Origin of the sequence: Nonomuraea basaltis (assembly GCF_005893125.1) — a bacterium.
Classification (GTDB): domain Bacteria; phylum Actinomycetota; class Actinomycetes; order Streptosporangiales; family Streptosporangiaceae; genus Nonomuraea; species Nonomuraea basaltis.
The window spans coordinates 1-22,565 of sequence record NZ_VCJS01000206.1 but is presented as its reverse complement, the minus strand read 5'-3'; the positions used below and the strand labels follow the sequence as shown (position 1 = coordinate 22,565).

The following is a 22,565-nucleotide window of genomic DNA, read 5'->3' as shown; positions in this document are numbered from 1 at the left end:
GCATCGCCACCCGCTACGACAAGACCCCTGAGAGCTACATCGCCGGCCTCCACCTTCGTGGCGCGATGATTTGGATCAAAGACCTCACACGAGCCACCCCTTGATCACAACCCAATACGCGCCCTAGTCGACGTCGACGGCCAGGGCGGGAAGGACCGCAGAGATCAGCGTGGATACTCACGGACTGCTCAATCCAACCGCATTGGATATCCGGTTCGCAGTCCGTGATCTGCGACAACTAGGCGTGATGGCACGCTGATGGCACCGATACTTGGCCTATTTCGCGGAACTCACGTCGGTCCGATGTGGCCAGGGGAACGCCTGACAATGTGCCCCGCGCGGGAGGGGAAGACGCAACGCGTCTTCGTGATTACGCTCGGCAGGCATGCAGACCGTCACGCTCGTCATAGCCGTGTTCGGCGCCGTCGTCGCTACCGCATTCCTCACCTGGCAGATCACTCTGTTCCTGCTCTCGGGCGCACGGGTCAAGACTGACCTGCTCATCGGCGCTCGTAACCAAGGCAGCATGGCCACAGGCCCGGTTGACTCCATGGCTCCCAGCAACCTGCGACACCTGGTCGAGCAGGGGTTCACCACACCCGTGATCGCCGTACGCGCCCGTAACGTGGGCAGACTCCCCGTGACCGTGACCGGGATCTCGCTGCCCAGCTCGATCAAGGGCATGTCCCTGAGCGTCCCGGGCGGCATGATCGGCCCGGACCTTCCCCATCGTCTTGAGGCGCACGACAACGCGACGTGGGCCATCGACCTGGAGCAAGCCATGCACTTCCTGAAGGCCGGCCAGGAGACATTCGAGATCGACCCGGCCTCGGTGCACCTGTGGGGCCGTGTAGAGCTGGGCGACGGGCGCCAGGTCAAGAGCCGTAAGAGCTTCCAGCCCGGGCCTGGGTGAGGTGGGCACGGCAACGCCGTCGGGCGCTTGGGGGTGGTCTGGGGCCCGGCCACGCTACTCGCCAGAGTTCTCGCGCAGGGGCCGAACGGCGTCACGCATCGACGCCACGGCGGCGAACTCGCGAACCAGACGCAGCGCTTGGGAAGTGGTACAGCACCGACGAGGACGATGAAGACCACCAAGCGTCAGCGGCCTACGCCTTCCGCTGGCACGACCGGTATGTGAAGTACTTCATGCGCTCGGTTAACGCCGCGAAATCGGAGCGGAGGGCGGCGGGCGCGGCAGAGACGGACAAGGAACGCGACGCACACCTTCGCCTGGCGGCAGCGGAAGACCGCCAGCACCAGTCGGACCGGCGGCAGCTACGCGAGCACCGTGAGCGGATGCGCCGTGACGGCATCACACCTCCAGAGATGTGGGGTGTCCTGGAGGACATCGACGCCCGTGCCCCTCGTAAGGAATCCCGATGAGCCTCTACAAGGCGTGCTCCTGCCGCGACCCCGTGACTGGCCGACTGCTCGGCAACCGGTGCCCCGACATCAAGCTCCAGATGATCGACAAGAGGAGTGGCCGCACCACCGAGCGGTGGAACCCGAAGCACGGCGCATGGTACGGCCGGTACGAAGCCCCGCGCGGTGCTGACGGAAAGCGCAGACAGCCGCGCGTCGGCCCCTTCCGGACCGAGGGCGAGTGCTCCGACGCGCTCGACGAAGCGCGCGGCCTGGTGCGCCGCGGCGAACACGTCGACGACCGGAACCTGAAGGTCGGCGACTACCTCACCAACTACATCAACGGCCGCCAGGCGGTCGAGGACGACCTGGCCAAGAGCACCGTCGAAAGCTACCGCGAGGCCATCGACCTCTACTTCAAGCCCGGCCTCGGCCATCTCCGCCTCATCGACCTGCGAGACAATCACATCCGCGACCTGTACGCGGCCATGCGGAAGATCAACCGCCCGGAGGCCGACGAGGACAAGTCCGACCTGATGCGCCGGCTGGTCGACGCGCGCGCGAAGCGGGACGGCCGCCGCTACTCCACCCGCCCACTCACTGCGGCCCGCATCAAGCGGATGCACGCCGTGCTGTCCAAGGCGCTCAACGACGCCGTGCGGGCCGGAAAGCTGACCCGCAATCCGGCGTCGGTCGTCACCTTCGGCAAGACGCGCCGGGCCAAGCCCCTGCTGTGGACGGCCGAGCGCGTCGAGCGGTGGCGGGAGACGGCCAAGGTGCCGGCCAAGGTGATGGTGTGGACGCAGCACCAGACCGGCGCCTTCCTCGACGCCACCGAGGGCGAATGGCTGCACCCGCTGTTCCAGCTCGCGGCCTACTGGGGGCTGCGGCGCGGCGAGTTGGTCGGCCTCGAATGGGCCGACGTCAGCCTCGACACCGGGCGCGTGCACATCCGCCAGGCGCAGCCCGACGACGAGCTCGACGACACGAAGACCGAGAACTCCGACCGCGTGATCAGGATCGATGAGGAGACGCTGGCCACGCTGAAGGTGTGGCGGAAGCGGCAGGCGGCCAAGCGGCTGGAGTGGGGGGAGGCGTGGGTGGATTCAGGCCGCGTCTTCACCAAGGAGGACGGTTCTCCCCTGCGTCCCGAACACGTGTCGGAGCGGTTCGGCACGCTCTCGAGCCGGACTGGCCTACCGCCAGTCCGCTTCCACGACCTCCGGCACGGGGCGGCCACGATGCTGCTCGCCGCTGGCGTCCCCATCAAGGTCATCTCCGAGACTCTGGGGCACGCGACTAGCGCGTTCACGAGCGACGTCTACACGTCGGTGGCCGAGGAGTTGCAGGAGCAGGCCGCGGTGGCGATCGCCGCGTTCGTGCCGCGCCGGAAACGCTCGGCGGCCGTTCGTGCCATCAATGTGCCATCGGGAGCGGCGAATGATCTGTGAGACGAGAAAGGGAGTATGCGAGTTCTCGCATACTCCCTGCTCAGGAGCGGAGGATCGGGGATTTGAACCCCGGATGGTGTTGCCACCAAACCGCATTAGCAGCTCGGGGCATGATCGTCCAGGACAGTTCCGCCTGGACCAACATCCCTCCGCGGTCTTCCTGGAACGCGCTGGTAGGGCAGTGAACCGCAACCCAAACTGCAACCCCTCCGGCTTGACTGGCTGGTAGGAGGCGACACCACTGACGCCGACAAGTAGGACGCCATGATCCGAGCCACCGAACGGACCCGCCACACCCACCTCGTCGCCTCATTGCTGGGGGCGGCGGAGATGCCAGATGATCAGAGCAGGGGTGTCGTGGTACGCGGCCGCGGCCGCATCGGGACACCATTGCTGGGCGAGCGGGCCGCCGTGCCCACCAGGCACCTCGCCCCACCTGGGCTCATGGCATGGCTCAATGTCCAGCCCGGCCCTCCGTGCCAGGCTCAAGTGCGGGCTCGCACAGTCAACCGTCTCGTCCTACATGACCACCCTCGAACGGGCGGGATTGGTCCAGTCGACACGCGTGGGCAAGTGGACACACTACAAGCGTGACGAGGCCAGGATCCGCAGGGTCGCGGAGGCCGTGACGGGCGCGGCTTGACGCACTCCTCTCAGTGCAGGGCTGTCACGGCCTCGGCGGTCGTGCACACGGTGGCGATACGCGGGAAGATGTAGTCGAAGGCGAACTGATGGGCACGTGCGTCGAGTGCGGTCACCGCGTCCTCTGGCAAGATCACCTTGAAGCCGAACTCGTCGGCGAAACGTGCGGTCTGCTCGACACCGAAGTTCGTGGCGATCCCGGTGATGATCAGGGTGTCGATGCCCCGCTTGCGCAACGCCTCCTCCAGTCCGGTGTTGTGGAAAGCGCCCCAGGTGCCTTTCACGATCTCCAGGTCGCCGATCACCCCTTCCACCAGCTCGCTGCCTGGCGGTTGCTCGGCGAGGCCCGGCCGCTCGACCCGCACGGTGACGACCAGGCCGCCCGCTCGGCGCACGGCCTCGGCCAGAGCGAGGCAGCGGGCAACCACCAAGGATCCAGAATGAGGCGCCGTGGCCTGCTCGACGATGCGTGTCATCAGGTCGATGAGCAACAGTGCGGTGCGACGAGGGTCCAGTTTTTCCATGATGTTCCACATTTGAGGGGTGAGGTGACTCTGGGGTGGGTGTCAGGCGGCCGCGTAGATGAACCCGTCCACGCGTTCGAAGGGAACGGCTGTGCCGTTCAATATCACCTTGGTAGTCGCCTCGGGCGCCGCGATCGCGATGGCCGTGGCCGGGTCGGTGCTCGCGGTCAGCCCGCTGCCGTCGATGCGTACGGTGCCGTCCTTGAACGTCACGGCCAGGTCCGTGACCGCGGCCGGCGCCTTGACCAGGGTCGTGCCGTCGCGGACGACCGAGGAGCCGTCGACCAGCACGATTGTCCCGGCGTCGGCGTAGAGCAGCTTGCCATCGAAGGCGTAGGACCCGAATGTGCGCGAAGCCTTCGTGGTCCACGACTTGTAGTAGACGCCGGTGCCGCCGTTCAGGCTCAGGGCAGTGGCCTGGTACGACGGGGTCGTCCCGACCGGGAGCCTGGCCACGGTCACCGGGGTGGCCGCGCCGCGGGAGGGCACCAGGAGGGTGTCGAAGGTCGTTTGGCCCGCGACCGTCTTGGCGTAGGAGGCGTACTTGGCGTTCTGCAGGGTGTAGCCTCCCGGCGCGTGGTAGCCGTCCGGCAGCGAGGAGGTGACCTTGGTTGGGTCGGCGGGCACGATGCTGATGTTCGCCCCCGTGCCGTAGCCCGTGGACACCGCCTTCGACCCGGAGTTCATGGCGGGCTTGGCGTCCCAGGCGAAATGCCAGTTCTGCTCGTAGCGGTGCGCCGCGGTGTCCGTGGGCTTCAGCCGGTCGGAGACCACCCACAGGTCCGAGTGGAGGGACAGGACGGACCGCTCGTGGCGAGCACCGGTGGAGCTCTCGGTGTTCGCGCCGATGAGGTCGAAGGCGGGGTTGGTGACCAGATGCGAGATCCCGCCGGCCGCCGTCGTGGACTGGGACTGCGCCTTGTTGTCGATCTCGATCGTGTTGTGTGCCTCTGTGGATTTCCGCAGCCACACCGCGCGCGGGTCGTCGCTGTAGGTGAACGTCTCCATGTCGGGCAGGAGAGTCCTGCCGTACGCGTAGGTGATGATCGCCAGCTCGTCCGGGTGGCTGTGGTTGCCGCGGTCGGCGTTGATCCGCAGGTAGGAGTCGTCGGCGCTCCACCCGGACCGGGAGATCGCCACCCGGGTGTCCGGGTAGAGCACCGAGGTGTGCGCGGGCCGCTGCCCGGACGCTCCGGACGTGCCGACGTAGACGAGTTCCGGGTCCTCGAGCTCCGCGCCCAGTCGCGCGAGGCCGCCCCGCAGATCTTTGGTGTTGGCGTCGCCGTAGGCTGGGCTGTATCCGTTCGGATAGGCCTGGTCCATGAGGAAACGGGCGAGCTTCCGCAATTTGGCACTGGCGGTGGCGGGGAACTCGATCCCTTGGCGCCGCATGAACGGAATCGACTCCGCGTACTGGTTGAGGTAGCCCCTCAGGTAACCGTCCGTCGCCTCCTTGTAGCCGCCGTCGGGATAGGTCGAATCGTTGAGCTGCGTCGTGAGGAAGGTCGCCGCGTTGGTCCGCCACCCTGGTGCCGCGCGGAACTCCGGGAAGTAGACCGCGGCGTGCAGCAGCGTGATCTTCTGTGACTGCATCTTGTTCGGGGTGGTGACGACGTTCTCCTGCAGGTGCATCCCCGCCCGATTCATCGTCTTGAGGATCGCCACGTTGGACTCGGGGGTAAGCGACGGGCTCTTGCGCAGGATCTCATAGGCCGCGATCCAGTTCTGCAGGCGGCGCGCCACGTGCAGGTTTTCCAGGTAGGAACCGGCTCCCTGATCGGAGTCGTAGGTGTCGGCGTCCTTGATGAAGTCCGTCATCAGGCCGATGAGTGTCTTGGCGTGGTGCTCGTCGCCGGTCTTCTGGTACTCCAGGGCCAGCGGGCCGGCGAAGAAGAAGCGGGGAAGCTGGTAGAGGTACTCCGGGTCGGCGCCCTTCGGGAGCTTCCAGTCGAAGCCCCCCGGGTCGCCTTCCCAAGAGTAGGTGTTCTGGACGGTGTTGTTCCAGGTGCGGGTGGTCTCGTTGAACGTCTCGCCCGTGCTGTACAGCATGACGGCCTTCGCGGAGGGAGCTTGGCCGGTCAGCGTCAGCTCCGCCTTCTTCACCCCGGAGACGCCGGAGAGATCGAAGTGCAGATACGCCTTGCGTGTCTCGCCGGTGAACGGGCCCGTGCCGTTGTCGCTGACCTGCATATAGTACTTGGCGCCGTAGACGTTGTCGGGATAGGCCGCCCAGATGTAGGTGTCGTGCGTGGGGTTGAGGGTCTTCGTGGACCCGTCGGCCAGAGTCAGGCGGAGGGTGGGCTTTCCCAACCCCTCGCTCCTGCTGTTGACGAGAGCGATGACCGCGTCCTTGTAGCGGCTCATCAGGAAAAATCCGGCCTTGCCCTTGGTGACGGTGGTCGTGACGTCGGCCGTGACCGTGTTCTCTCCCGGACCGAAGGCTACCGTCTTGACGTACTGCTCCCCGTCACCCAGCGTCCAGATGTGGCTGGGGGTCAGCTCGAGCGCGCCCGGCCAAGGCTTGTCGTGCGAGAAAGCGCTCGTCTCGATAGCAGGGCGGGCGCGGTAGTAGTCGAGCAGCTTCTGCTTGGCCAGCGTGTAGTCGCCCGCCTTGACTGCGCTCTCCACGGGTGCCAGGCCGGCGTGCGTGTAGTTCAGCCGCGGCCCCACCGCCCAGGCGCCGGCGCTCCACCTCCCGAAGAAACCGGCGTCCGACAGGGCCGCCGCGGTGGCCGGAGGGCCCGGCACCAGGAACGCGGCGAAGAGGATCAAGACGGCGAACCGCCGCCGCAAGGAACGCATGCGCGCCAAGATAGAGGTGCGCGGTATGTCGGCGGTATGTCAGGCCGCCGGGGCAGGCGGACCGAACGCCATACCATCCAGCCCTGCGTTGGTCTGCCGTGCCAGCGGGCCTGGTGTGTTCAACACTGGATCCACATCCCTGGCCAAGGCCGCACGATAGGCGAGGGCCCTGTCATCGACCTCACCCGCCCGAGCCACGATGACCGGCGTACCGTGTCGTGCACCGTTGCGGACAGCCCGCTCCTCAGTCTCTCCTACATGTCGACGAGACCAACACCAAGTCAGATATGGAGAGGACGAAGCATGCAAGTAGTTACCCGTCTCGCCGCTGTTGCAGCCTTTGGGGATGTCCGGGATCATTTCGGTGTAACCGCCACCCACGCAGCGCCCGCGAACACCGCAGGCAGTAACGTGAGCGCTGCTGGGATCTACTGGGCATTGCAGAACCGTGATACCGGCAAATGCCTGTCGAATGACTCCACTAGCAGGATCTTCACCGAGCCTTGCAGTTCGACCAATACCTGGCAACAGTGGCACTGGATCAACAGCTCCTGGAACGACGGTTACAGGCTCCTGAAGAACAGGCGGGGCAACCTCTGCCCCGAGCCGAGTTCACGGCCTACCGCGACACGTGGGTCAGCCACCACCCCGGCTGGCAGATCCGCGTCTGGAGCGACGACAACCTCCCGCCACTGCGCAACCAGCACCTGTTCGACCGGGCCGACCACTATGCCCCGCGAACGTCGGCCAGTTCCATGCGGACGTGCTGCGCTACGAACTGCTGTGGCAGTACGGCGGCCTGTACGTCGACGCGGACTTCGAGTGCCTGCGCCCGATCACGCCATTGCTGGATGGGGTCGCCTGCTTCGCGGCGCGGGAGAGCGACGGCAGGCGCATCGCCAACGGCCTCATGGGCGCCACGCGGCGGCATCCGTTCGTCGGCCAGCTGATCCGGGGCCTGCCGGCATCCGCGCAGGCGCACAGGGGCAAGCGGCCTGCCATCTCCACCGGCCCGGCCTACCTCACCGGCACGCACCGCGCCCACCTGGGGCAGCTCACCGTGTTCCCGTCCTGCTTGTTCTACCCGTACCTGTGGTCGGAGCCGGCCATCCTGGGGAGATCAGAAGCCGGACCCGCTCGAGGTCATCCAGGACCTGCACGGGGGTCCTGTTGTCAGTTAGGCAGCCGGTTTGAGGCACCCCCTAGCGGCGTAGCCTGAACCTCAGGTGCAGCACCCCCTCGCCTTGGATAACCACATGGGGATCCTCCAGTAGATGCTGCCCATCGATGCTGCCGAAGTAGCGTTTGCCCGACCCGAACACCACCGGCACCACGTCCATCGCCACCTCGTCCACGAGGCCGGCCGCCAGAATCTGGCCGCCCACTTCTCCGGCGTTCACACTGATGGCTCGCCCTCCGGCGAATTCCTGGGCCTTGTCGATCGCAGCCGTCACGTCATCGACGAAGTAGTACGACGCCTCGGGGTGCCAGCCCTCGGGCTTAGGCCGGTGGGACACCACGACTACGTGGTCGCCCGTGGGCGGATGACCCTCCCAACCGTTCACCAGGTCGAACAGGTGGCGGCCCATCACGATCGTGCCGATCGACTCCCACATCGACCGGACGTACTGCGCCGATCCCTTTGAAACCTTGAAGGCGCTTCCAGCTCCGGAATGATCGTACTGCTGGTCGCTGCCTCCGGTGATCGGGGCGTCCCCGTTGAAGTACCAATCGTGAAGTGGCCCGACGTCGTCGTTCTCGTCGGCGATAAAGCCGTCCACCGACACCACGTTGTGCATGAATACTGTGCCCACAGGTTCTCCTCCAGTCTTCTTGCGCCTTCGCCCCGATCCTGTCGCCCTGAGGGCGGCTGAGCTTGTAAAAAATCAATCAGTGGGCATCGGACCGCTGTCCGGCGGGAACCCCCGCTCGGCGGGGAATCGGCGCCGCAGGGCCAGGTATTCCGTCGGGGAATGGCCGGTGAAGTCCTCGAACTCCCTGCTGAAGTGAGCCTGGTCGAAGTAGCCCGCCGTTTGAGCGAGGCCGGACCAGTCGACCGGACGCCGGGCGTCTACGGACACGATCAGCCGCGCAAAGCGGTAGATCCGCGCCACCCGCTTCGGGGTGACCCCGACATGAGACTTGAACAGCGTGGCCAGGTGATTGCCACTCACCCCGGCGGCATCGGCCAGCGCACCGACCGGAACCACGCCGTGGGAGGCCTCCAAACTCCCCCCTGCGTGCCGGACCAGGGCGAGACCGCGCGACGGTGCCTCAGCAAGTCGCGATCGCAGCTCCTCCTCCAACACCCGCAGTGTCTCGGCGGCCGATACGAGGTCGCCGACCCGGTTGCGAATCCGATCCAAAGACCGTCGCCAGACGGCGTCGACCGGCACCCATCGGTCCCTCAGCTCGGTCGCTGGCATGCCGACGAATGGCGAAATCCCCCAAGGCTTGAAGTGCACCCCGACGAGCCGCACCCGGGTGGGGTACTCAATGCGGAAACGCCTGGTCCATACACCCATGAACCACCCATCGACGAACACTGCCGGCGGCACCGAAGGGTCGGAGTCCCACAGGAGGGCGGGTTCACCCAGGTTGACGAACAGGTGTGCCGACGGCATCGGCGGGACGTTCATCCGGCGGTGGCGCGGCACCCCGGTCAGGCAATAGATGTCGTCGATGAACCCGTCGAGTGGCGGGGCGGGGACCCGGCCCACGTATTGCATGGATCCAGTGTGGCCGACATCCAGCGGTCCGAGTGGGAGCACGGCTGCAGCGACTCACACGCATGCGGAGAGAAGTGGAACCGTAAGGCGTGCAGGAAGAACTGCAAGGAGCATCGGCACGATCGCGACTGCAAGCCGGACTGTAATGTAAGAAGCGTTCTCACCGCTGCTACAAGCGCCCGTGCCCGAAGGACTGCACAGGCCATGCGGACAAGTGCCCGAAGCGGACCGGCGGCGGGCTCGTTTTCCGGCAGCGCAAGGGCAAGAGCAAGCTCACCCTCCAGTGCCCTCCGGCGCTCCTGGCCCTCCTACGGGCCCACAAGAAGACCCAGGCCGCGGAACGGCTGAAGGCTGGGGACAAGTGGACCGATCACGATCTGGTCTTCACGACGAAGCTCGGCGGTCCGATCGAGCGCACAGAGGACTGGAAGCAGTGGAAGTCCGTCCTCAAGCAGGCCGGCGTACGGGACGCCAGAGTCCACGACGCGCGGCACACCGCAGCCACCCTGTTGATAGAGCAAGGCGTCCACATCCGGGTCGTCCAAGAGATCCTCGGCCACACCCGCGTCACCACCACCGAGCGCTACACCCACATAGCAACCCTCCAGATGAAAGACGCCAGCGATCGCATGGACGCCACTCTCTGGGGCTCTCCCTGAGGGCCAACTGCAACCCTGGTACCCGCTGAAGATCAAAGAGGCCCTTCCCCTGATCTAGGGAAGGGCCTCTGACGTGCGGAGGATCGGGGATTTGAACCCCGGATGGTGTTGCCACCAAACCGCATTAGCAGTGCGGCGCCATAGACCTGACTAGGCGAATCCTCCCGGAAGCCATTGCGGCTCAGCACAGCGTACCGGCCTTCCGGCGAGGCGGCAAAGCGATTGCACTCTCGGCCTTCACCAAGAGTTATCAACAGCCTGTGGGTAACTGTCTGTGGATGAAGCCCGCCCAGAGCATGGGCGGGCTTCAGGACCTGTGGATAACCTTAGGCGGCCGGGTTGGCCTCGCCCTCGATCTCGATCTTGACCTTCTTGCCCACCAGCACGCCGCCGGTCTCCAGGGCCTGGTTCCAGGTCAGGCCGAACTCCTCGCGGTCGAGCTCCGTGGTGATCGAGAAGCCCCAAACCTGGGCGCCCCACGGGTTGGCGCCGGCGCCACCGTACTCGACCGTGAGCTCGACCTCCTTGGTGACGTCACGGATGGTCAGGTCGCCGACCACGGTGAACTCGTCGCCGGAGTGTGCCACCACGCGAGTGCTCTTGAAGGTGATCGCCGGGAACTTCTCGGCGGAGAGGAAGTCGTCGCTGCGCAGGTGACCGTCGCGGTCCGGCGCGCCGGTGTCGATGCTGTCCGCCTGGATCGTGAGCTCGGCGCTGGACTCCAGGGGGTTGTCGGCGATCGTGACCGAGCCGGTGAAGGCGCCGAAGTGGCCGCGGACCTTGCTGACCATCATGTGCTTGACCATGAACCCGATGCGCGTGTGGGCCACGTCGAGGTTGTACGTGCCGGCGGCGGGGATAGTCAGGGACTCCCAGGTACGGGTGCTCATCGGGGTTCTCCTCAGAAAGCTTGCTGTGCGGATGTCTGCGGCAACAAATTTCTACACGAGGAATATTCCGCACGTCAACTATCGTCGTCTAAGGTGTGAACGTGATGAACTTTGACGACCCCCGGCTGACGGCCATCGGACTGCTGACCGAGGTGCATGCCGGCCTCATGGCCAGGTTCCAGCCGGTGCTCGCCACGGCGGGGTTGTCGGATATCGACTTCGAGACCGTCATCCGGCTGGCCCGCTCACCGCACCAGCGGCTGCGGATGAGTGATCTCGCGGCGCAGACCGGGTTGTCCACCAGCGGCGTGACGCGAGTCGTCGACCGGCTCGAACGCGAGGGGCTGGTGACCAGGAAGGCGTGCGCCAGTGATCGCCGGGCCTCCTATGCCGCGCTCACCGACGCCGGGCGTGAGCGGCTGGAGTCCGTGCTGCCGCAGCATCTCCAGGACATCGACGACAGCTTCACCAGCCTGCTGAGCACGGAGGATCTGGAGGCGTTCCTGGGCATTCTGAGGAAGATCAGGGATGTCGTACGGCCCTGCGCCACCGTCGGTGCCACAGAAACCACACCCGTGGCTTCCTCTTAGCCTCCAGGGCCCCGATGTCCCCAGCGCCCGGGGCGACTCGAGGTCACTTCCCCAGCCCCAGGGCGACTCGTAGCTTGGCCATCCCCCGCGACACCGTGCTCTTCACCGTGCCAACGCTGATCCCCAGTGTCCTGGCGATCTCCGGCTCGGTCATGTCCTCGTAGTAGCGGAGCACGATCGCCGCCCGCATCCGCTCGGGCAGCTCCGCCAGCGCCCGTTCCAGCTGCTCGTGAACGTCCCCGCAGGCGACCTGCTCGGTCATCACCTCGGGAAGTTGGTCGGAGGGGTACTCCTCCAGCTTGCGCCGCCGCCACTGCGAGATGTTGATGTTCACCATCGCCCGCCGCACGTACCCGTCCAGAGCCCTCCGGTCCTCGATGCGGTCCCATGCCAGGTAGGTCTTGGTCAGCGCGTTCTGCAGCAGGTCCTCAGCGTCCAGCGGGTGCCCGGTGAGCTGGTGAGCCGCGCGCAGCAGCGCAGGCCCGCGCGTCCTGACGTACTCGCGGAACTCGTCTTCCCATCCGGTGGTCTGCATCGTGGCCAGAATCGCAGCCTGATGCCCTATTAGGCCTGAACCGGAATTCAGGTTTCGGTCCACCGACGATAAAGGTAGGCCAAGGTCGGTGGCGGTTTCTCCGCCGACGGAGGTCAACTCACTTCCCCAGGGATGCGTATTTTGCTCTCCCCTGCGCCACTGCGGCGTGAGCTACCCCCAAATCGTGTGACTCTAGTATCCGAGCGAGGGAGGGCGGATGGGGTATCCGACCGTTGAGCGCCGCCGGGTGCTCGCCGCGGCCGCGCTCGGCCGCGGCGCCGGTGTTCCAGGTCCTGACCCGGGCGAGGGAGAACCCATAAACGCGGTCGCCGGCGAGATCCTTGACGTCAGCCCGCATCTCATCATCATCGAGACCCCGGACGGCACGGAGGAGCGGCTCGTGATCGCGCCGTGGGCCACCGCCTGGCACGGCGCCGACGCCGCCCCCGCCGATCTCCCCATGGGCTCCATGGTCATGATGCGGGCGTTGCGCGACGGGCGTGTGGTCGAGCGGATCTGGGCCGACACCACCCGCATCACCGGGACGATCCTGTCGATCACCGGGCGCAAGGACCTGACGGTGGAGCTCGACTGCGGGCCGCACCGCGGGCACCGGACGGTCGTCATCCCCTACCGGGCCTCGGGGCGGCTGCAGGTACGCCATCCCAAGTTCGAGCCCGGCTACCTGTTCGACGCGATCGGCATCAGGCGCGACGGCGCCGGCCTGGCGCTGCTGCCGGCGACCTCGCAGCCCCCCTACCCGGCGCGCGCCGTGCCGCCTCCGCCGCCCGCGTACGCCGGCCTCCAGTCGCGCATCTCCGGCACGGCGACGTGGTCGGACACGTTCGACGAGGAAGAGCGGGGGGCGGCGTACCCCATGCTGGAACGCACCGACACCGGCTGCCCCGACGTCGGGGCGTCGTGCGCGGGACTGCCGTACCTTGCCATCGGGTCCCTCCTCCAGATCAGGAACATCTGCTCCAACCGCTCTGCCAACGTGCCGGTGGTGGCGTGCGGGTGCGTGGCGGGGCGGTTCTGCGACCGCTGCGTCGAGTGCGACACGTCGCCGCGCGGGCGGATCGCCGAGCTGTCGCCGTTCTCCTATGTGGAGCTCGGCGGCGATCTGGTGAAAGGCTGCTTCAACGCTCAGATCGGATTGGGGTGACACGCGTGCTGGAATCGCAGCTGCCGATCCTGATCGCGCTGCTCGGCCTGGGCACGGTGGCCAAGGTGGCCTCGGTGCGGACCGGGGGTGAGCCGGGTGCGCTGTCCAGGCTGGGGCCGGCGGTGCTGGTGCCCGGCCGCATGCAGGCGCCCGCGCTGCTGGTCTGCGCGGCCGGCGAGGCGGTGCTGGCCGCGGGACTGCTGTTGACCACGCATCCGATCTTCCGCTGGGGTACGGTCACGTTCTTCGCGCTCTCCACGTACGTGCTGCTGGAGCTGCGGAGGCGGCGCCCCGACGCGGGCTGCGGCTGCTTCGGCGAGGTGAGCTCGGCGCCGGTCGGGCTGCGTTCGATCGGCAGGACGGTGGCGCTGACCGGCATGGCCGGCGTGTCGGTGTGGGCGCCGGTGCCGGGATGGGTGGCGGCGACCCAGCCGTCGTGGCTGATGGCCGCGGGACTGGCCGTGCTCCTCGCGCTGTCGCCGGAGATCGAAGAGATGATCGACCGGGTCCGGTTCCGCGCGCCGTGCGAGCAGCGGCGCGGCCCCGCCGAGTCGGTCACCCTCGCCAGGCTCAGGGCGAGCGGCACCTGGCGGGCCCACCGGGACGAGCTGGCCTCGTCCGAGCCGTACGACACCTGGCGCGAGCTGTGCTGGCGCTTCTTCGCGTTCCAGAACCACGACCAGGACGACGTCGTGTTCGCGGTCTATCTCAGCGGGCGGCGCCCTGTGGTGCGGATGGCCGTGGTCAGCGCGGAGGCCAGCGGATCTCTGCAGGAATATACGCCAGTATCGGCCTGACGCTAGAGAGCCGTAGATTTCCCTCGACAGACATGACGATATTGCTCTATTGGGCTGTCTAGCTTCCCCACTAGACAGCCCAATAGAGGTCTAGGGGCGCCGCTCAAACTGGTTGAGCGCGCAGGAACTTCCCGAAGTGCGGCACCGTGAACGCGATCAGCCCGCGTTCGGCGCTGTAGATGAGCCCTTTCTTGATGAGGCTGTCGCGGGCGGGCGAGAGGCTGGACGGCTTCCGCCCGAGGGCGTCGGCCACGTCTGCGGTGGCGACCGGCTCGTCGCCGATCTGCGCCATGGCGTGCATGTAGTCGCGCTCGGCCGGGGTGGCCCGCTCGTAGCGGCTGCCGAAGAACCCGACCGCGAGCTCTTCCTCGGCCTCGGGAGCCGAGACCTTGACGTCCTCGATCGTGATCGGGCTGCGCGGCGCCAGGTCCCAGGCGACCTTGCCATAGGCCTGCACGAAGTAGGGATAGCCGTCGGCCGCCTCGTAGAGGGCGTCGAGGGCCTCCTGGGTGAACTCCACCTCTTCCTCGCGCGCCGGCAGCATCAGCGCCATGTCGGCCGCGTCCCGGTCGAGCTTGTCGATGCGCGCGTAGCGGAAGAGCCGCTCGGAATAGCTCTTGCTGGCCGACAGCACGCTCGGCAGATGCGGCAGTCCGGCGCCCACCACGATCAGCGGCCCGCCCGACTGCGACAGCTCGTGGCAGGCGGCGCAGAGCGCCGAGACGTCGGCGGCCGGCACGTCCTGCATCTCGTCGATGAACAGTGCGATGCCGACTGCCAGGTCTGTGGCCACACCGGCGGCGTCAACGAACAGCTCGGTAAGGTCGATCTCCAGGTCGCCCGAGTCGGCGCGCCCGCGGCTGGCGGGCACCTCGATGCCGGGCGACCAGTGCGAGGTGCCCTTGGCCGCCGCGGGATCCCGCATCGCGAACGCCTTGAGCACGCCGAGGAACTCCTCGATGCGCTCGGGCGCGCGGTGCCGCGGGGCCAGCTCGCGGATCGCCATGTGCAGCGCGGCCGCCACGGGCCGCCTGATCGACTGGTCGGGCCGGGCCTCGATCTTGCCCGTGCCCCACAATCGCTGCATGGCCATGGACTTGAACGTGTTGAGCAGGACGGTCTTGCCGACACCCCGCAGGCCGGTGACGACCATGCTCCGCTCGGGGCGGCCACGGGCCACCCGCTCGAGCACGACCTCGAACTGCTGCAGCTCTCGATCGCGTCCGGCGAGCTCCGGCGGACGTTGCCCGGCGCCGGGGGCGTAGGGGTTTCGCACAGGGTCCACGCTCTCGGACTTTATTGCCGGATATAGCGGCCGTCTTAGATTTGGGAAGAAAGTGCTACGGCGTGTCCGAACAGGGGCGGGCGCGAGCACCGTCAACGGACACACCCCCTCTCACCAGGCCGAACCTCTGTTCGATTGCGATATCTAAGACTGTAGCGCGGACTCGAACACCTATGCGATGGTTTCAAGTAAAAGATCTTTGCAACAGTGCGGGACCCCTCGTGTGTCTGGGTGATGTGGAGTTCGAGGAGGTCGTCCGGGCGCGGGGCAAGGCCCTGCTCAGGTACGGCTAGATGCTGACCGGCACCGCCGATGACACGGCCGCGCAAACAGCGGGTCGTCCTGGTGCTGCGCTACTACGAGGACCTGCCGGACAAGGAGATGGCGGATGGTGCGCCGCCTCGACGGTCTCGGCTTCCCGCGGCGGCTGTCGATGGCGCCGATCCTCGACCGGTTCCGGATGCTCAACTTGGCAGCCGTACCACCCGCGCAATAGCGTTCGGACCATGCGGACCTTCGCGAATGTTCAGGAGCTCAAGGCGGCCGTCGGCGAGAAGTTCGGCCCGACCGAGTGGCGCACCGTCACCCAGGACCAGGTCAATCTCTTCGCCGACGCCACCGACGACCACCAGTGGATCCACGTGGACGTGGAGCGGGCCAAGGAAGGGCCGTTCGGCGGCACGATCGCGCACGGCTATCTGACGCTGTCGCTGCTGCCGTCGCTCATGTTCTCGCTGGTGAAGGTCAACGGGATCGCGATGGGCGTCAACTACGGCCTGAACAAGGTCCGCTTCCCCAGGCCCGTGCCCGTCGGCGCGCGGATCAGGGCCGTGGGCGAGCTCACCGACGTCAAGGGCACGCCTGCCGGCTACCTGTCCAACCTGAAGATGACCATCGAGATCGAGGGCGAGAAGCGGCCGGCCTGCGTCGCCGAGACGCTCAGCCTCTACGTCCCCGCCGAATAACCACGTTTCACGTGCAACAGTAGAGCGCCCTCAGCGATCCCTGGGTTCGTGGAAGACTTCGACGAGTTCGTCCGAGCCCGGGGCGACGCGCTTCTCCGGTACGGCTATGTGCTGTCCGGCAACTCCGAGGACGCGGCCGATCTCGTGCAGGAGGCGCTGGCCCGCCTCGGCGACGCCTGGACCCGCGTGCGCAACAAGCACGACCCCGAGGGGTACGTGCGCACGACCATGGTCAGGCTGCACATCAAGTCGTGGCGCCGGCGGCGCCGGGAGGATCTGGTCGCGGCGGTGCCTGAGCGCGGCGAGCACGACCGGTACGGCGACGCCGACCTGTGGGCCGAGCTTCAGGAACTGCCCCGCAAGCAGCGGGCCGTGCTCGTGCTGCGTTACTACGAGGACCTGTCGGACCAGGAGATCTCCGAGATCCTCGGTGTCTCCCGCGGAACCGTGCGCAGCCAGGCCGCCCGGGCCCTGGCCAAGCTCCGGATCAAGCAAGTGCTGCAGGAGGCACGATGAGAGGCGAACAGGACCTGGTCCGGACCCTGCGGACGGCCGCCGGGCAGGTGGAGCGGATCGACCTCGCCGAGGGGGTGGCCGCGCGGCGGCGGGGCCGGCGTACCAGGCAGCGGGTACGGGTGGCGCTCGCGGCGGCCGCGGTGGTGGCGATCGCGGGCGGCACGACGGTGGCGCTGTCCGGCGAGGGCCGCCGGGCCCAACCCGCCGTGACCGCGACCCCTTCGGCGCCGCGGTTCACATCCGCCGCCGAGGTGTGGCCGAACGCCGTCGCCAAGATGCCGACGAGAAACTCCGAGGGCATGAGCATCCACCCAGTGACCGCGCTGAGCGCCACCGAGGTGCTCATGCTCGCGTCCCCGAATGGGGCGTCCTGGGAAAGGGCCATGCGACTGGAGGTCTACGACACGGCGCGCAAAACGGCTCGCGTGCTCGGCGAGATCCCACCGGTCAAGAAGATTTCCGTTCCGGTGCCCCAAGCGCTTCCCGGTCCGGCGGTCATAGCGGTGGACTCACGGTACATCGCCTGGTCCGCACGGGCGGACAACAGGCCCAGGATGTCCTTCTGGATCATGCCGCGGGCGGGCGGAGCGGCCAGGAAGGTCGTGGAAGCCGCGATGGTGGCGGACGCCGTCGCCCTCTCGGGCGATTCTCTCGTCTGGTCGCTGGCGAAGGGCGGGGTCTACCGCGTGCCGCTGACCGGCGGGACCCCGGCCCGCCTGCCCGGCACCGACGGGCTGCACCTGACCGCCTGGCCCTGGGCGGCAGGGTACGAGGGCAGGGCGCTGGTGAAGAACCAGAACCGGGTCGTCAACCTGGAGACCGGCCAGTCCTTTGACGTGTCGGTGCCCAAGGGGGCGCGGATGTTGCGATGCGTGTCCCAGTGGTGCGTCGGCGAGTTGAAGAACCGGGTGGTCGTGCAGCGGGTGGACGGATCCGAGCGGAAGACCCTGCCCTCGGCGTTGCGGCCGTATGGACCGAGCGAACCGCTCGGCGACGGCGACCGGTTCGCGCTCGTCTCGGTGCACGACCCGGACAAGAACAAGCCAGGGGTCCCGCTCGCGGTCATGTACGACCTCGCCACCGGGATGATGACCGGGCTCGGCGAGCGGATCCCCGGTACGGAGGGCAGGGGGGTGACGAGGGGCGTCCATTGGGCCGCACCCTCCACGACGCTCTTCTGGGACCAGGACCTGCGAATACGCCAGCAGTGCGAGAAGGGGCGATGTATTCCGAGGGCGTCCGGAGGTGGCAAGGAATACACGCTCCTGAACCTCGCGGCCGTCACACGATGATCGCCACGACCGCCACGACGGCGAGCAACCCCAGATAGGCCAGCACGAGCCGGGTGTCCCTGAGCAGGCACTTGCTCCGGGTCAGCCCGGCTCGCCGCGCCTTCCAATAGCCTGCGAACCCCAGCACCGCGAAGCCCAGCACCGCCCACGGCCCGAGCAGCCAGGCCAGCAGCGCGACGGTCGCGTACACGCACAACCGGAGCGGATCGTACGGCCCGGTCTTCCCGTCGGCCTGCGTCGTCACGTGATCACCTCCAGGCGCCGTTCGGACGCCACCGCCGACAGCCGTTGCCGGGAAAGTTGCGGCCAGGCCTGCACGGCGCAGAACGGCGCGCACTGGTCCTGCTCGGCCCGGGTGCCCACGTGCACGCAGCACTGCGTGAGCCGTTCCTCGATCATGGTCGAGATGTCCATGAACGGCTTGACCGTGATGCGCACCACCCGCTCCCCCAGCATCCGGCGCAGCTTCTTGCGCCGGCCCGGCAGTGCCGACGAGGCCAGGGTGAGGAGGGTGGAGACGCCGAGGTCGCAGTTCTCGCAGATGTTGCGCCACAGGTCGCCGATCTGCGGGTGCGACAGCGACGACTGCTCGGACAGCAGGCCGAGCAGCGACTCCTGTACGGCGAGCCGCAGCTCGCGCGGGATCTCGGTGTCGGCGATGCGGTTGGAGACCAGGCCCAGGTTCTCCTTGAGGCGGTCGTGGCCGATCAGCGCGGTCAGGGAGCGCCACTGCTGGGCGTCGTCGCGGATCAGGTAGCCGACCGAGCAGCAGTGGGGGTGGGAGCAGGGCAGGGCGGTGAGGTCGCGCCAGGTCACCAGGCCGCCGGTCTGCGGGCCGAGGCGCTTGAGCACGCCGGTGTGGGTGAGCCTGTTCATGGGGTCGATGGTGCCCGACCGGCCGGAGCCGAACTGGGGCTGCAGCGAGACGCCTCCGATGTACGGGGTGTCGAGCGCGAGGCGTACGACGTCGCCGATCTCGCCGTCGTTGACGCCCAGCGCGGCCGTCATGACCAGGGTCGTGAAGATCTCGCGCTCCGACAGGCGTTTTACGGCCTGGGCCTTGAGCTGGCGCAGGTCACCGCCTCGGTGGTGTTTGGAGGCGTGGGCCGAAGAGCCGTCGTACTGGAGGTAGACCTCGACGCGGTCCCTGTGCTCGGTGAGGAGGTCGAGGAGGGAGTCGTCCCTGGCGATGAGCACGCCGTTGGTGTTGATCAGGATGCGGGTGATCGGACGCTGTTCGAGCTCGGTCAGGAGGGTTTTGAGCTCCGGGTGGAGGGTCGGCTCGCCGCCGCTCAGCATGAGGACGTCGAGGCGGCCGTTCTCCCTTTTGAGACGCTGGTCCACGTTCGCGAGGACGTCGGGCACGGGGACGATGCCGGTCAGGTCCGGGGAGCTGCCGGCGAAGCAGGTGGGGCAGCGCAGGTTGCAGGCCTCTGCGATGTCCTCCAGGAGGATGCAGGTGTGCTGGGTCTGCAGCTCGGGGAGGCCGTTGAGGTAGGCGAGGGGGATCGGAGCGAAGTTTCCTGACATATCGGGTATGTGCTGTTTGGTGGGGGCGGTCCATTCCTCTAGATATTTGAGGATTTCCGGATCTTCGTCGTACAAAGTCTTGATGAGGCCGTGTTCGCGGCAGCCTCGTTCCAGCCAGACTCTGCCGTCGCGTTCGGCCAGGTAGCCGCTCAGCCGTTCGACCTTGTCCAGGTCCCGGCCGTGGCATTCCGGGCAGAACGCGTTGACGTACCTGAGGATGCGGTCGCCCCGCAGACCCATCCCTGCGCTCATATCATGACCTTCCGCTGGAAGAGGGGATCGTAGTAGCCGCGCCGCCAGCCGTACCCGAGCCGGAGCGCGAGCAGCGGCATCCCCGCCATCAGGAACCATTGGGGGCCGGTCAGGTCGAGCCAGATCGTCTCGTTGGCCCTGACGAACTCGACGAGGAAGCGGAAGGCGGCGTACGCGGCGAGGTAGAGCGTGAACAGCTCGCCGGGCTGCGTGAGCCGCTTGCGCGCCCAGACGAGCGCGGCGAACGCGGCGAGCTGGAAGATGATCTCGTAGATGAACGACGGGTGCATGGCCTGCCCGGCGAGGCAGCCGGGGCATTCGGGGGTCGTCCCCGGGGCGTGTACGCCCCAGGGCAGGCCCGTGGGCCGGCCGGGCGCCTCCGTCAGGTGGCATCCGATGCGGCCGATCGCCATGCCGAGCGCTACGGCCGGGGCGAACAGGTCGCCGGTGCGCTCCTTGTAGCCGATGATCTTCTTGGCCACCAGGACGCCCACGTATGCGCCGGTCAGGCCCCCGAGGATGCTGCGGGAGCCGTACAGCCAGAGGTTCTCGAGGTTGAGGGTCTCCAGCCAGCCCGCCAGGCGCATGCCGATGGCGCCTCCGACCAGGGCGCCGGTGACGGCTATCAGCGACTGCTCGTTGAACGCGCCGCGTCTGCGGGCCTCCCGTACGAAGACGATGGAGGCCACGAATACGCCTAGGCCGACGAATATCTCGTGGTAGGGGGGCATGTCAGGCGTACAGGCTCGGGTTCAGGCCGGTGCAGAGACCGGCGGACAGGATGGACCACAGCGCCCATCCGATCAGCAGCCCGAGGCCCAGGCCCTTGGTCCAGGGCCTGCGGATGCACAGCAGGCCGACGCCGCCGCCCAGGCCGATGAGGGCGAGCACCGCCGCACCGATCGCCACGTAAAGGGTGGCGCCGGTGCGGGAGTCCATGGCGACGACGAAGATGAAGAACCCGATGACGGTGTTGAGGACGCTGTAGAGAGCCAGACCGGCGAACGCGAGCAGGACGACGGAGCCACCGCTGGACGGGGGTGGTGGCGGCGGCCCGTAGGCAGGCGGCCCGTAGGGGGGCCGCGGCCCATAGGTGGGCTGCCCGTGCGGGGGCGGCGGCCCGTAGGCAGGCTGCCCGTGCGGGGGCGGCTGAGAGCGTCCATCCCTCGAGGGCCCGAACGCTCCCTGCCCCGGGGGAAACCGCTCAGGATTGCCCGGGTCCTGCGGTGGTGGTGGCGTGCTCATTGATCGGCTACTCCCAAATCGTCGTCAAGGCTAGGGGCGGCCGATTGGCATCCGCTCGATACATCCATTTATGTGTACATCTCCGGATTCAGCCCGGTGCAGAACCCGGCCGAGATGATCGACGCGAGCGCCCACCCGATCATCAGTCCCAGCCCCAGCCCTATCGACCACGGTCTCCGCAGCAGCACGAACACCAGCCCCGCGCCGATACCCACCAGTGCCAGAACACCGGCCCCCACCCCGATCGCCACCGACGACGCCATGCTCAGAGCAATGGAACCGACGATCACGTTGACGACGATGTACCCGAAGACCCCGGCGAACGCCAGCCCGACGATCAGCCCTGTATGACGAGGCGGCTCAGGCCCAGGCCCAGGCCCAGAGGAAGGCGGAGGCGGCATGCTCACGCGCTCACATTACGGCTCCATGCGTCCTCAGAGTAGTAAGCCACTCGCATTACGGCTCTATTCGCCCTCGGAGTAGCAAGCCACCCACATTGCTGCTCTATCCACCCTCGGAGTAGTAAATCGCCGCCTGGACCCGACTCTTCAGTCCCAGCTTGTTGAGCACCCGGCTGACATGCGTCTTCGTCGTCGCCTCCGCCATGTCCAGCTCCCTGGCGATCTCGGCGTTGGACATGCCTCGCCCGATGCAGGCCAGCACCTCCCGCTCCCGAGGTGTCAAGCTCTCAGGATCGGCCGCCGGCTCTCTGCGCGGCGGCGCCTGCTCGGCAAAGGCTGAGATCAGTTTCCGCGTGACGCCCGGCGAGATCAGCCCGTCCCCGCGTGCCACCACCCGCACCGCCTCGATCAGCGAGTGGGCATCCGTGTTCTTCAGCAGGAACCCGGCGGCGCCCGCCCGCAGGGCGCCGAAGACGTACTCGTCGACGTCGAACGTCGTCAGGATCAGCACGTCACTGACCCCCGCCAGTTGCCTGGTGGCGGAGATGCCGTCGAGGCGCGGCATGCGTACGTCCATCAACACCACATCGGGCCGCAGCTCCCGAGTCAGGGCCACGGCCTGTTCCCCGTCACCCGCCTCGCCGACGACCTCGATGTCCTCCACCCCGCCGAGGATCAACGCGATCCCGGCCCTGACCGCCGCGTGATCATCCGCCACCAGCACCTTGATCGTCACAGACCGCCTCCAACGCCTTCCCTGGTCGTACCGGCAGAACAGACCACCCCTCTCACCTCCCGGGAGAAGCCAAACCAAGCACCCCAGAGGCCGCCCCATCCACATCAGCACCCTTTGAGGACGTGGACATGGGCTGATCATCAGAAGTCGGCAGCACGGCCAGCACCCGCCACCGGCCCCGGCCCTCCCCCCGAGGC

Annotated in this window: 24 protein-coding genes and 2 tRNA genes; 11 read left to right on the top strand and 15 right to left on the bottom strand. The window is 67.4% G+C overall.

The window, feature by feature from the left end:
* Window positions 1–385: 385 nt before the first annotated feature.
* The 3 genes from EJK15_RS53765 (at window position 386) to EJK15_RS53755 (ending at window position 2,813) form a co-directional block, all read left to right on the top strand.
* Window positions 386–913, top strand: coding sequence for a hypothetical protein (locus EJK15_RS53765; protein WP_138718205.1), 528 nt, complete (start codon window positions 386–388; stop codon window positions 911–913).
* Window positions 914–1,146: 233 nt separating this feature from the next.
* Window positions 1,147–1,383 carry a hypothetical protein gene (locus EJK15_RS53760; RefSeq protein ID WP_138718204.1) on the top strand — a complete coding sequence of 79 codons (237 nt, stop codon included), beginning with the start codon at window positions 1,147–1,149 and terminating at the stop codon, window positions 1,381–1,383.
* Window positions 1,380–2,813, top strand: coding sequence for a tyrosine-type recombinase/integrase (locus EJK15_RS53755; protein WP_138718203.1), 1,434 nt, complete (start codon window positions 1,380–1,382; stop codon window positions 2,811–2,813). The genes EJK15_RS53760 and EJK15_RS53755 overlap by 4 nt, the downstream gene beginning before the upstream one ends.
* Before the next feature lie 47 nt (window positions 2,814–2,860).
* Here the strand turns inward: EJK15_RS53755 and EJK15_RS71685 are convergent.
* The 3 genes from EJK15_RS71685 to EJK15_RS53740 form a co-directional block, all read right to left on the bottom strand.
* Window positions 2,861–2,964, bottom strand: a tRNA-OTHER gene (locus EJK15_RS71685).
* A gap of 502 nt (window positions 2,965–3,466) precedes the next feature.
* On the bottom strand, window positions 3,467–3,979 hold the full coding sequence (locus EJK15_RS53745; RefSeq protein WP_206061673.1) for an isochorismatase family protein: 513 nt from the start codon (window positions 3,977–3,979) through the stop codon (window positions 3,467–3,469).
* Window positions 3,980–4,021: 42 nt separating this feature from the next.
* Window positions 4,022–6,781: a heparinase II/III family protein gene (locus EJK15_RS53740; protein ID WP_138718201.1), complete on the bottom strand. Its 2,760-nt coding sequence runs from the start codon at window positions 6,779–6,781 to the stop codon at window positions 4,022–4,024.
* 763 nt (window positions 6,782–7,544) lie between these two features.
* Between EJK15_RS53740 and EJK15_RS53735 the strand changes: the two genes are divergently transcribed.
* A complete protein-coding gene (locus EJK15_RS53735) occupies window positions 7,545–8,000 on the top strand; it encodes a glycosyltransferase (RefSeq protein ID WP_171075068.1) in 456 nt (151 codons plus the stop codon).
* Here the strand turns inward: EJK15_RS53735 and EJK15_RS53730 are convergent.
* A complete protein-coding gene (locus EJK15_RS53730) occupies window positions 7,984–8,580 on the bottom strand; it encodes a dihydrofolate reductase family protein (RefSeq protein WP_240777794.1) in 597 nt (198 codons plus the stop codon). The two genes, EJK15_RS53735 and EJK15_RS53730, sit on opposite strands and share 17 nt — an antisense overlap.
* Before the next feature lie 87 nt (window positions 8,581–8,667).
* Window positions 8,668–9,510 (bottom strand): helix-turn-helix domain-containing protein, encoded by an 843-nt coding sequence (locus EJK15_RS53725; RefSeq protein WP_138718198.1) that lies wholly within the window; start codon window positions 9,508–9,510, stop codon window positions 8,668–8,670.
* A 299-nt stretch (window positions 9,511–9,809) separates the two neighbouring features.
* Between EJK15_RS53725 and EJK15_RS78055 the strand changes: the two genes are divergently transcribed.
* Window positions 9,810–10,169 (top strand): tyrosine-type recombinase/integrase, encoded by a 360-nt coding sequence (locus tag EJK15_RS78055; protein ID WP_420847159.1) that lies wholly within the window; start codon window positions 9,810–9,812, stop codon window positions 10,167–10,169.
* 76 nt (window positions 10,170–10,245) lie between these two features.
* Here the strand turns inward: EJK15_RS78055 and EJK15_RS53715 are convergent.
* Both EJK15_RS53715 and EJK15_RS53710 read right to left on the bottom strand, forming a co-directional pair.
* Window positions 10,246–10,334 (bottom strand) — tRNA-Ser (locus EJK15_RS53715).
* 161 nt (window positions 10,335–10,495) lie between these two features.
* Complete coding sequence (locus EJK15_RS53710) at window positions 10,496–11,059, bottom strand: YceI family protein (RefSeq protein ID WP_138718197.1); 564 nt, start codon at window positions 11,057–11,059, stop codon at window positions 10,496–10,498.
* Between the two features lie 104 nt (window positions 11,060–11,163).
* Between EJK15_RS53710 and EJK15_RS53705 the strand changes: the two genes are divergently transcribed.
* Window positions 11,164–11,649: a MarR family winged helix-turn-helix transcriptional regulator gene (locus EJK15_RS53705; RefSeq protein WP_240777793.1), complete on the top strand. Its 486-nt coding sequence runs from the start codon at window positions 11,164–11,166 to the stop codon at window positions 11,647–11,649.
* 43 nt (window positions 11,650–11,692) lie between these two features.
* On the opposite strand, the gene EJK15_RS53700 is transcribed toward EJK15_RS53705, so the two are convergent.
* Window positions 11,693–12,184: a SigE family RNA polymerase sigma factor gene (locus tag EJK15_RS53700; RefSeq protein WP_138718195.1), complete on the bottom strand. Its 492-nt coding sequence runs from the start codon at window positions 12,182–12,184 to the stop codon at window positions 11,693–11,695.
* Between the two features lie 217 nt (window positions 12,185–12,401).
* Between EJK15_RS53700 and EJK15_RS53695 the strand changes: the two genes are divergently transcribed.
* Complete coding sequence (locus tag EJK15_RS53695) at window positions 12,402–13,349, top strand: hypothetical protein (protein WP_138718194.1); 948 nt, start codon at window positions 12,402–12,404, stop codon at window positions 13,347–13,349.
* 5 nt (window positions 13,350–13,354) lie between these two features.
* On the top strand, window positions 13,355–14,146 hold the full coding sequence (locus EJK15_RS53690) for a MauE/DoxX family redox-associated membrane protein (protein WP_240777792.1): 792 nt from the start codon (window positions 13,355–13,357) through the stop codon (window positions 14,144–14,146).
* Window positions 14,147–14,249: 103 nt separating this feature from the next.
* On the opposite strand, the gene EJK15_RS53685 is transcribed toward EJK15_RS53690, so the two are convergent.
* The gene (locus EJK15_RS53685) at window positions 14,250–15,431 is read right to left on the bottom strand and encodes an ATP-binding protein (RefSeq protein ID WP_138718192.1); all 1,182 of its coding nucleotides are present in this window, start codon (window positions 15,429–15,431) and stop codon (window positions 14,250–14,252) included.
* A 506-nt stretch (window positions 15,432–15,937) separates the two neighbouring features.
* Here EJK15_RS53685 and EJK15_RS53680 point away from each other — a divergent pair.
* From EJK15_RS53680 to EJK15_RS53670, 3 genes are read left to right on the top strand one after another with little or no spacing between them, the layout of a single operon-like run.
* Window positions 15,938–16,396, top strand: a complete 459-nt coding sequence (locus EJK15_RS53680) for a MaoC family dehydratase (RefSeq protein WP_138718191.1) — start codon at window positions 15,938–15,940, stop codon at window positions 16,394–16,396.
* Window positions 16,397–16,444: 48 nt separating this feature from the next.
* Window positions 16,445–16,912, top strand: a complete 468-nt coding sequence (locus EJK15_RS53675; protein ID WP_138718190.1) for a SigE family RNA polymerase sigma factor — start codon at window positions 16,445–16,447, stop codon at window positions 16,910–16,912.
* On the top strand, window positions 16,909–18,204 hold the full coding sequence (locus EJK15_RS53670; RefSeq protein ID WP_138718189.1) for a TolB-like translocation protein: 1,296 nt from the start codon (window positions 16,909–16,911) through the stop codon (window positions 18,202–18,204). Before EJK15_RS53675 ends, EJK15_RS53670 begins: the two co-directional genes overlap by 4 nt.
* Here the strand turns inward: EJK15_RS53670 and EJK15_RS53665 are convergent.
* The 6 genes from EJK15_RS53665 to EJK15_RS53640 all read right to left on the bottom strand — a co-directional run bounded on the left by EJK15_RS53665 (window position 18,194) and on the right by EJK15_RS53640 (window position 22,368).
* On the bottom strand, window positions 18,194–18,448 hold the full coding sequence (locus EJK15_RS53665) for a hypothetical protein (RefSeq protein WP_138718188.1): 255 nt from the start codon (window positions 18,446–18,448) through the stop codon (window positions 18,194–18,196). The two genes, EJK15_RS53670 and EJK15_RS53665, sit on opposite strands and share 11 nt — an antisense overlap.
* Window positions 18,445–19,986, bottom strand: coding sequence for a radical SAM protein (locus tag EJK15_RS53660; RefSeq protein ID WP_138718187.1), 1,542 nt, complete (start codon window positions 19,984–19,986; stop codon window positions 18,445–18,447). The genes EJK15_RS53665 and EJK15_RS53660 overlap by 4 nt, the downstream gene beginning before the upstream one ends.
* Complete coding sequence (locus tag EJK15_RS53655) at window positions 19,983–20,717, bottom strand: prolipoprotein diacylglyceryl transferase (protein ID WP_138718186.1); 735 nt, start codon at window positions 20,715–20,717, stop codon at window positions 19,983–19,985. Before EJK15_RS53655 ends, EJK15_RS53660 begins: the two co-directional genes overlap by 4 nt.
* A 1-nt stretch (window position 20,718) precedes the next feature.
* A complete protein-coding gene (locus EJK15_RS73555; RefSeq protein WP_206061672.1) occupies window positions 20,719–21,231 on the bottom strand; it encodes a hypothetical protein in 513 nt (170 codons plus the stop codon).
* 68 nt (window positions 21,232–21,299) lie between these two features.
* Window positions 21,300–21,521 (bottom strand): hypothetical protein, encoded by a 222-nt coding sequence (locus tag EJK15_RS53645; protein WP_138718185.1) that lies wholly within the window; start codon window positions 21,519–21,521, stop codon window positions 21,300–21,302.
* A 214-nt stretch (window positions 21,522–21,735) separates the two neighbouring features.
* A complete protein-coding gene (locus EJK15_RS53640; RefSeq protein ID WP_171075067.1) occupies window positions 21,736–22,368 on the bottom strand; it encodes a response regulator in 633 nt (210 codons plus the stop codon).
* Window positions 22,369–22,565: the final 197 nt, after the last annotated feature.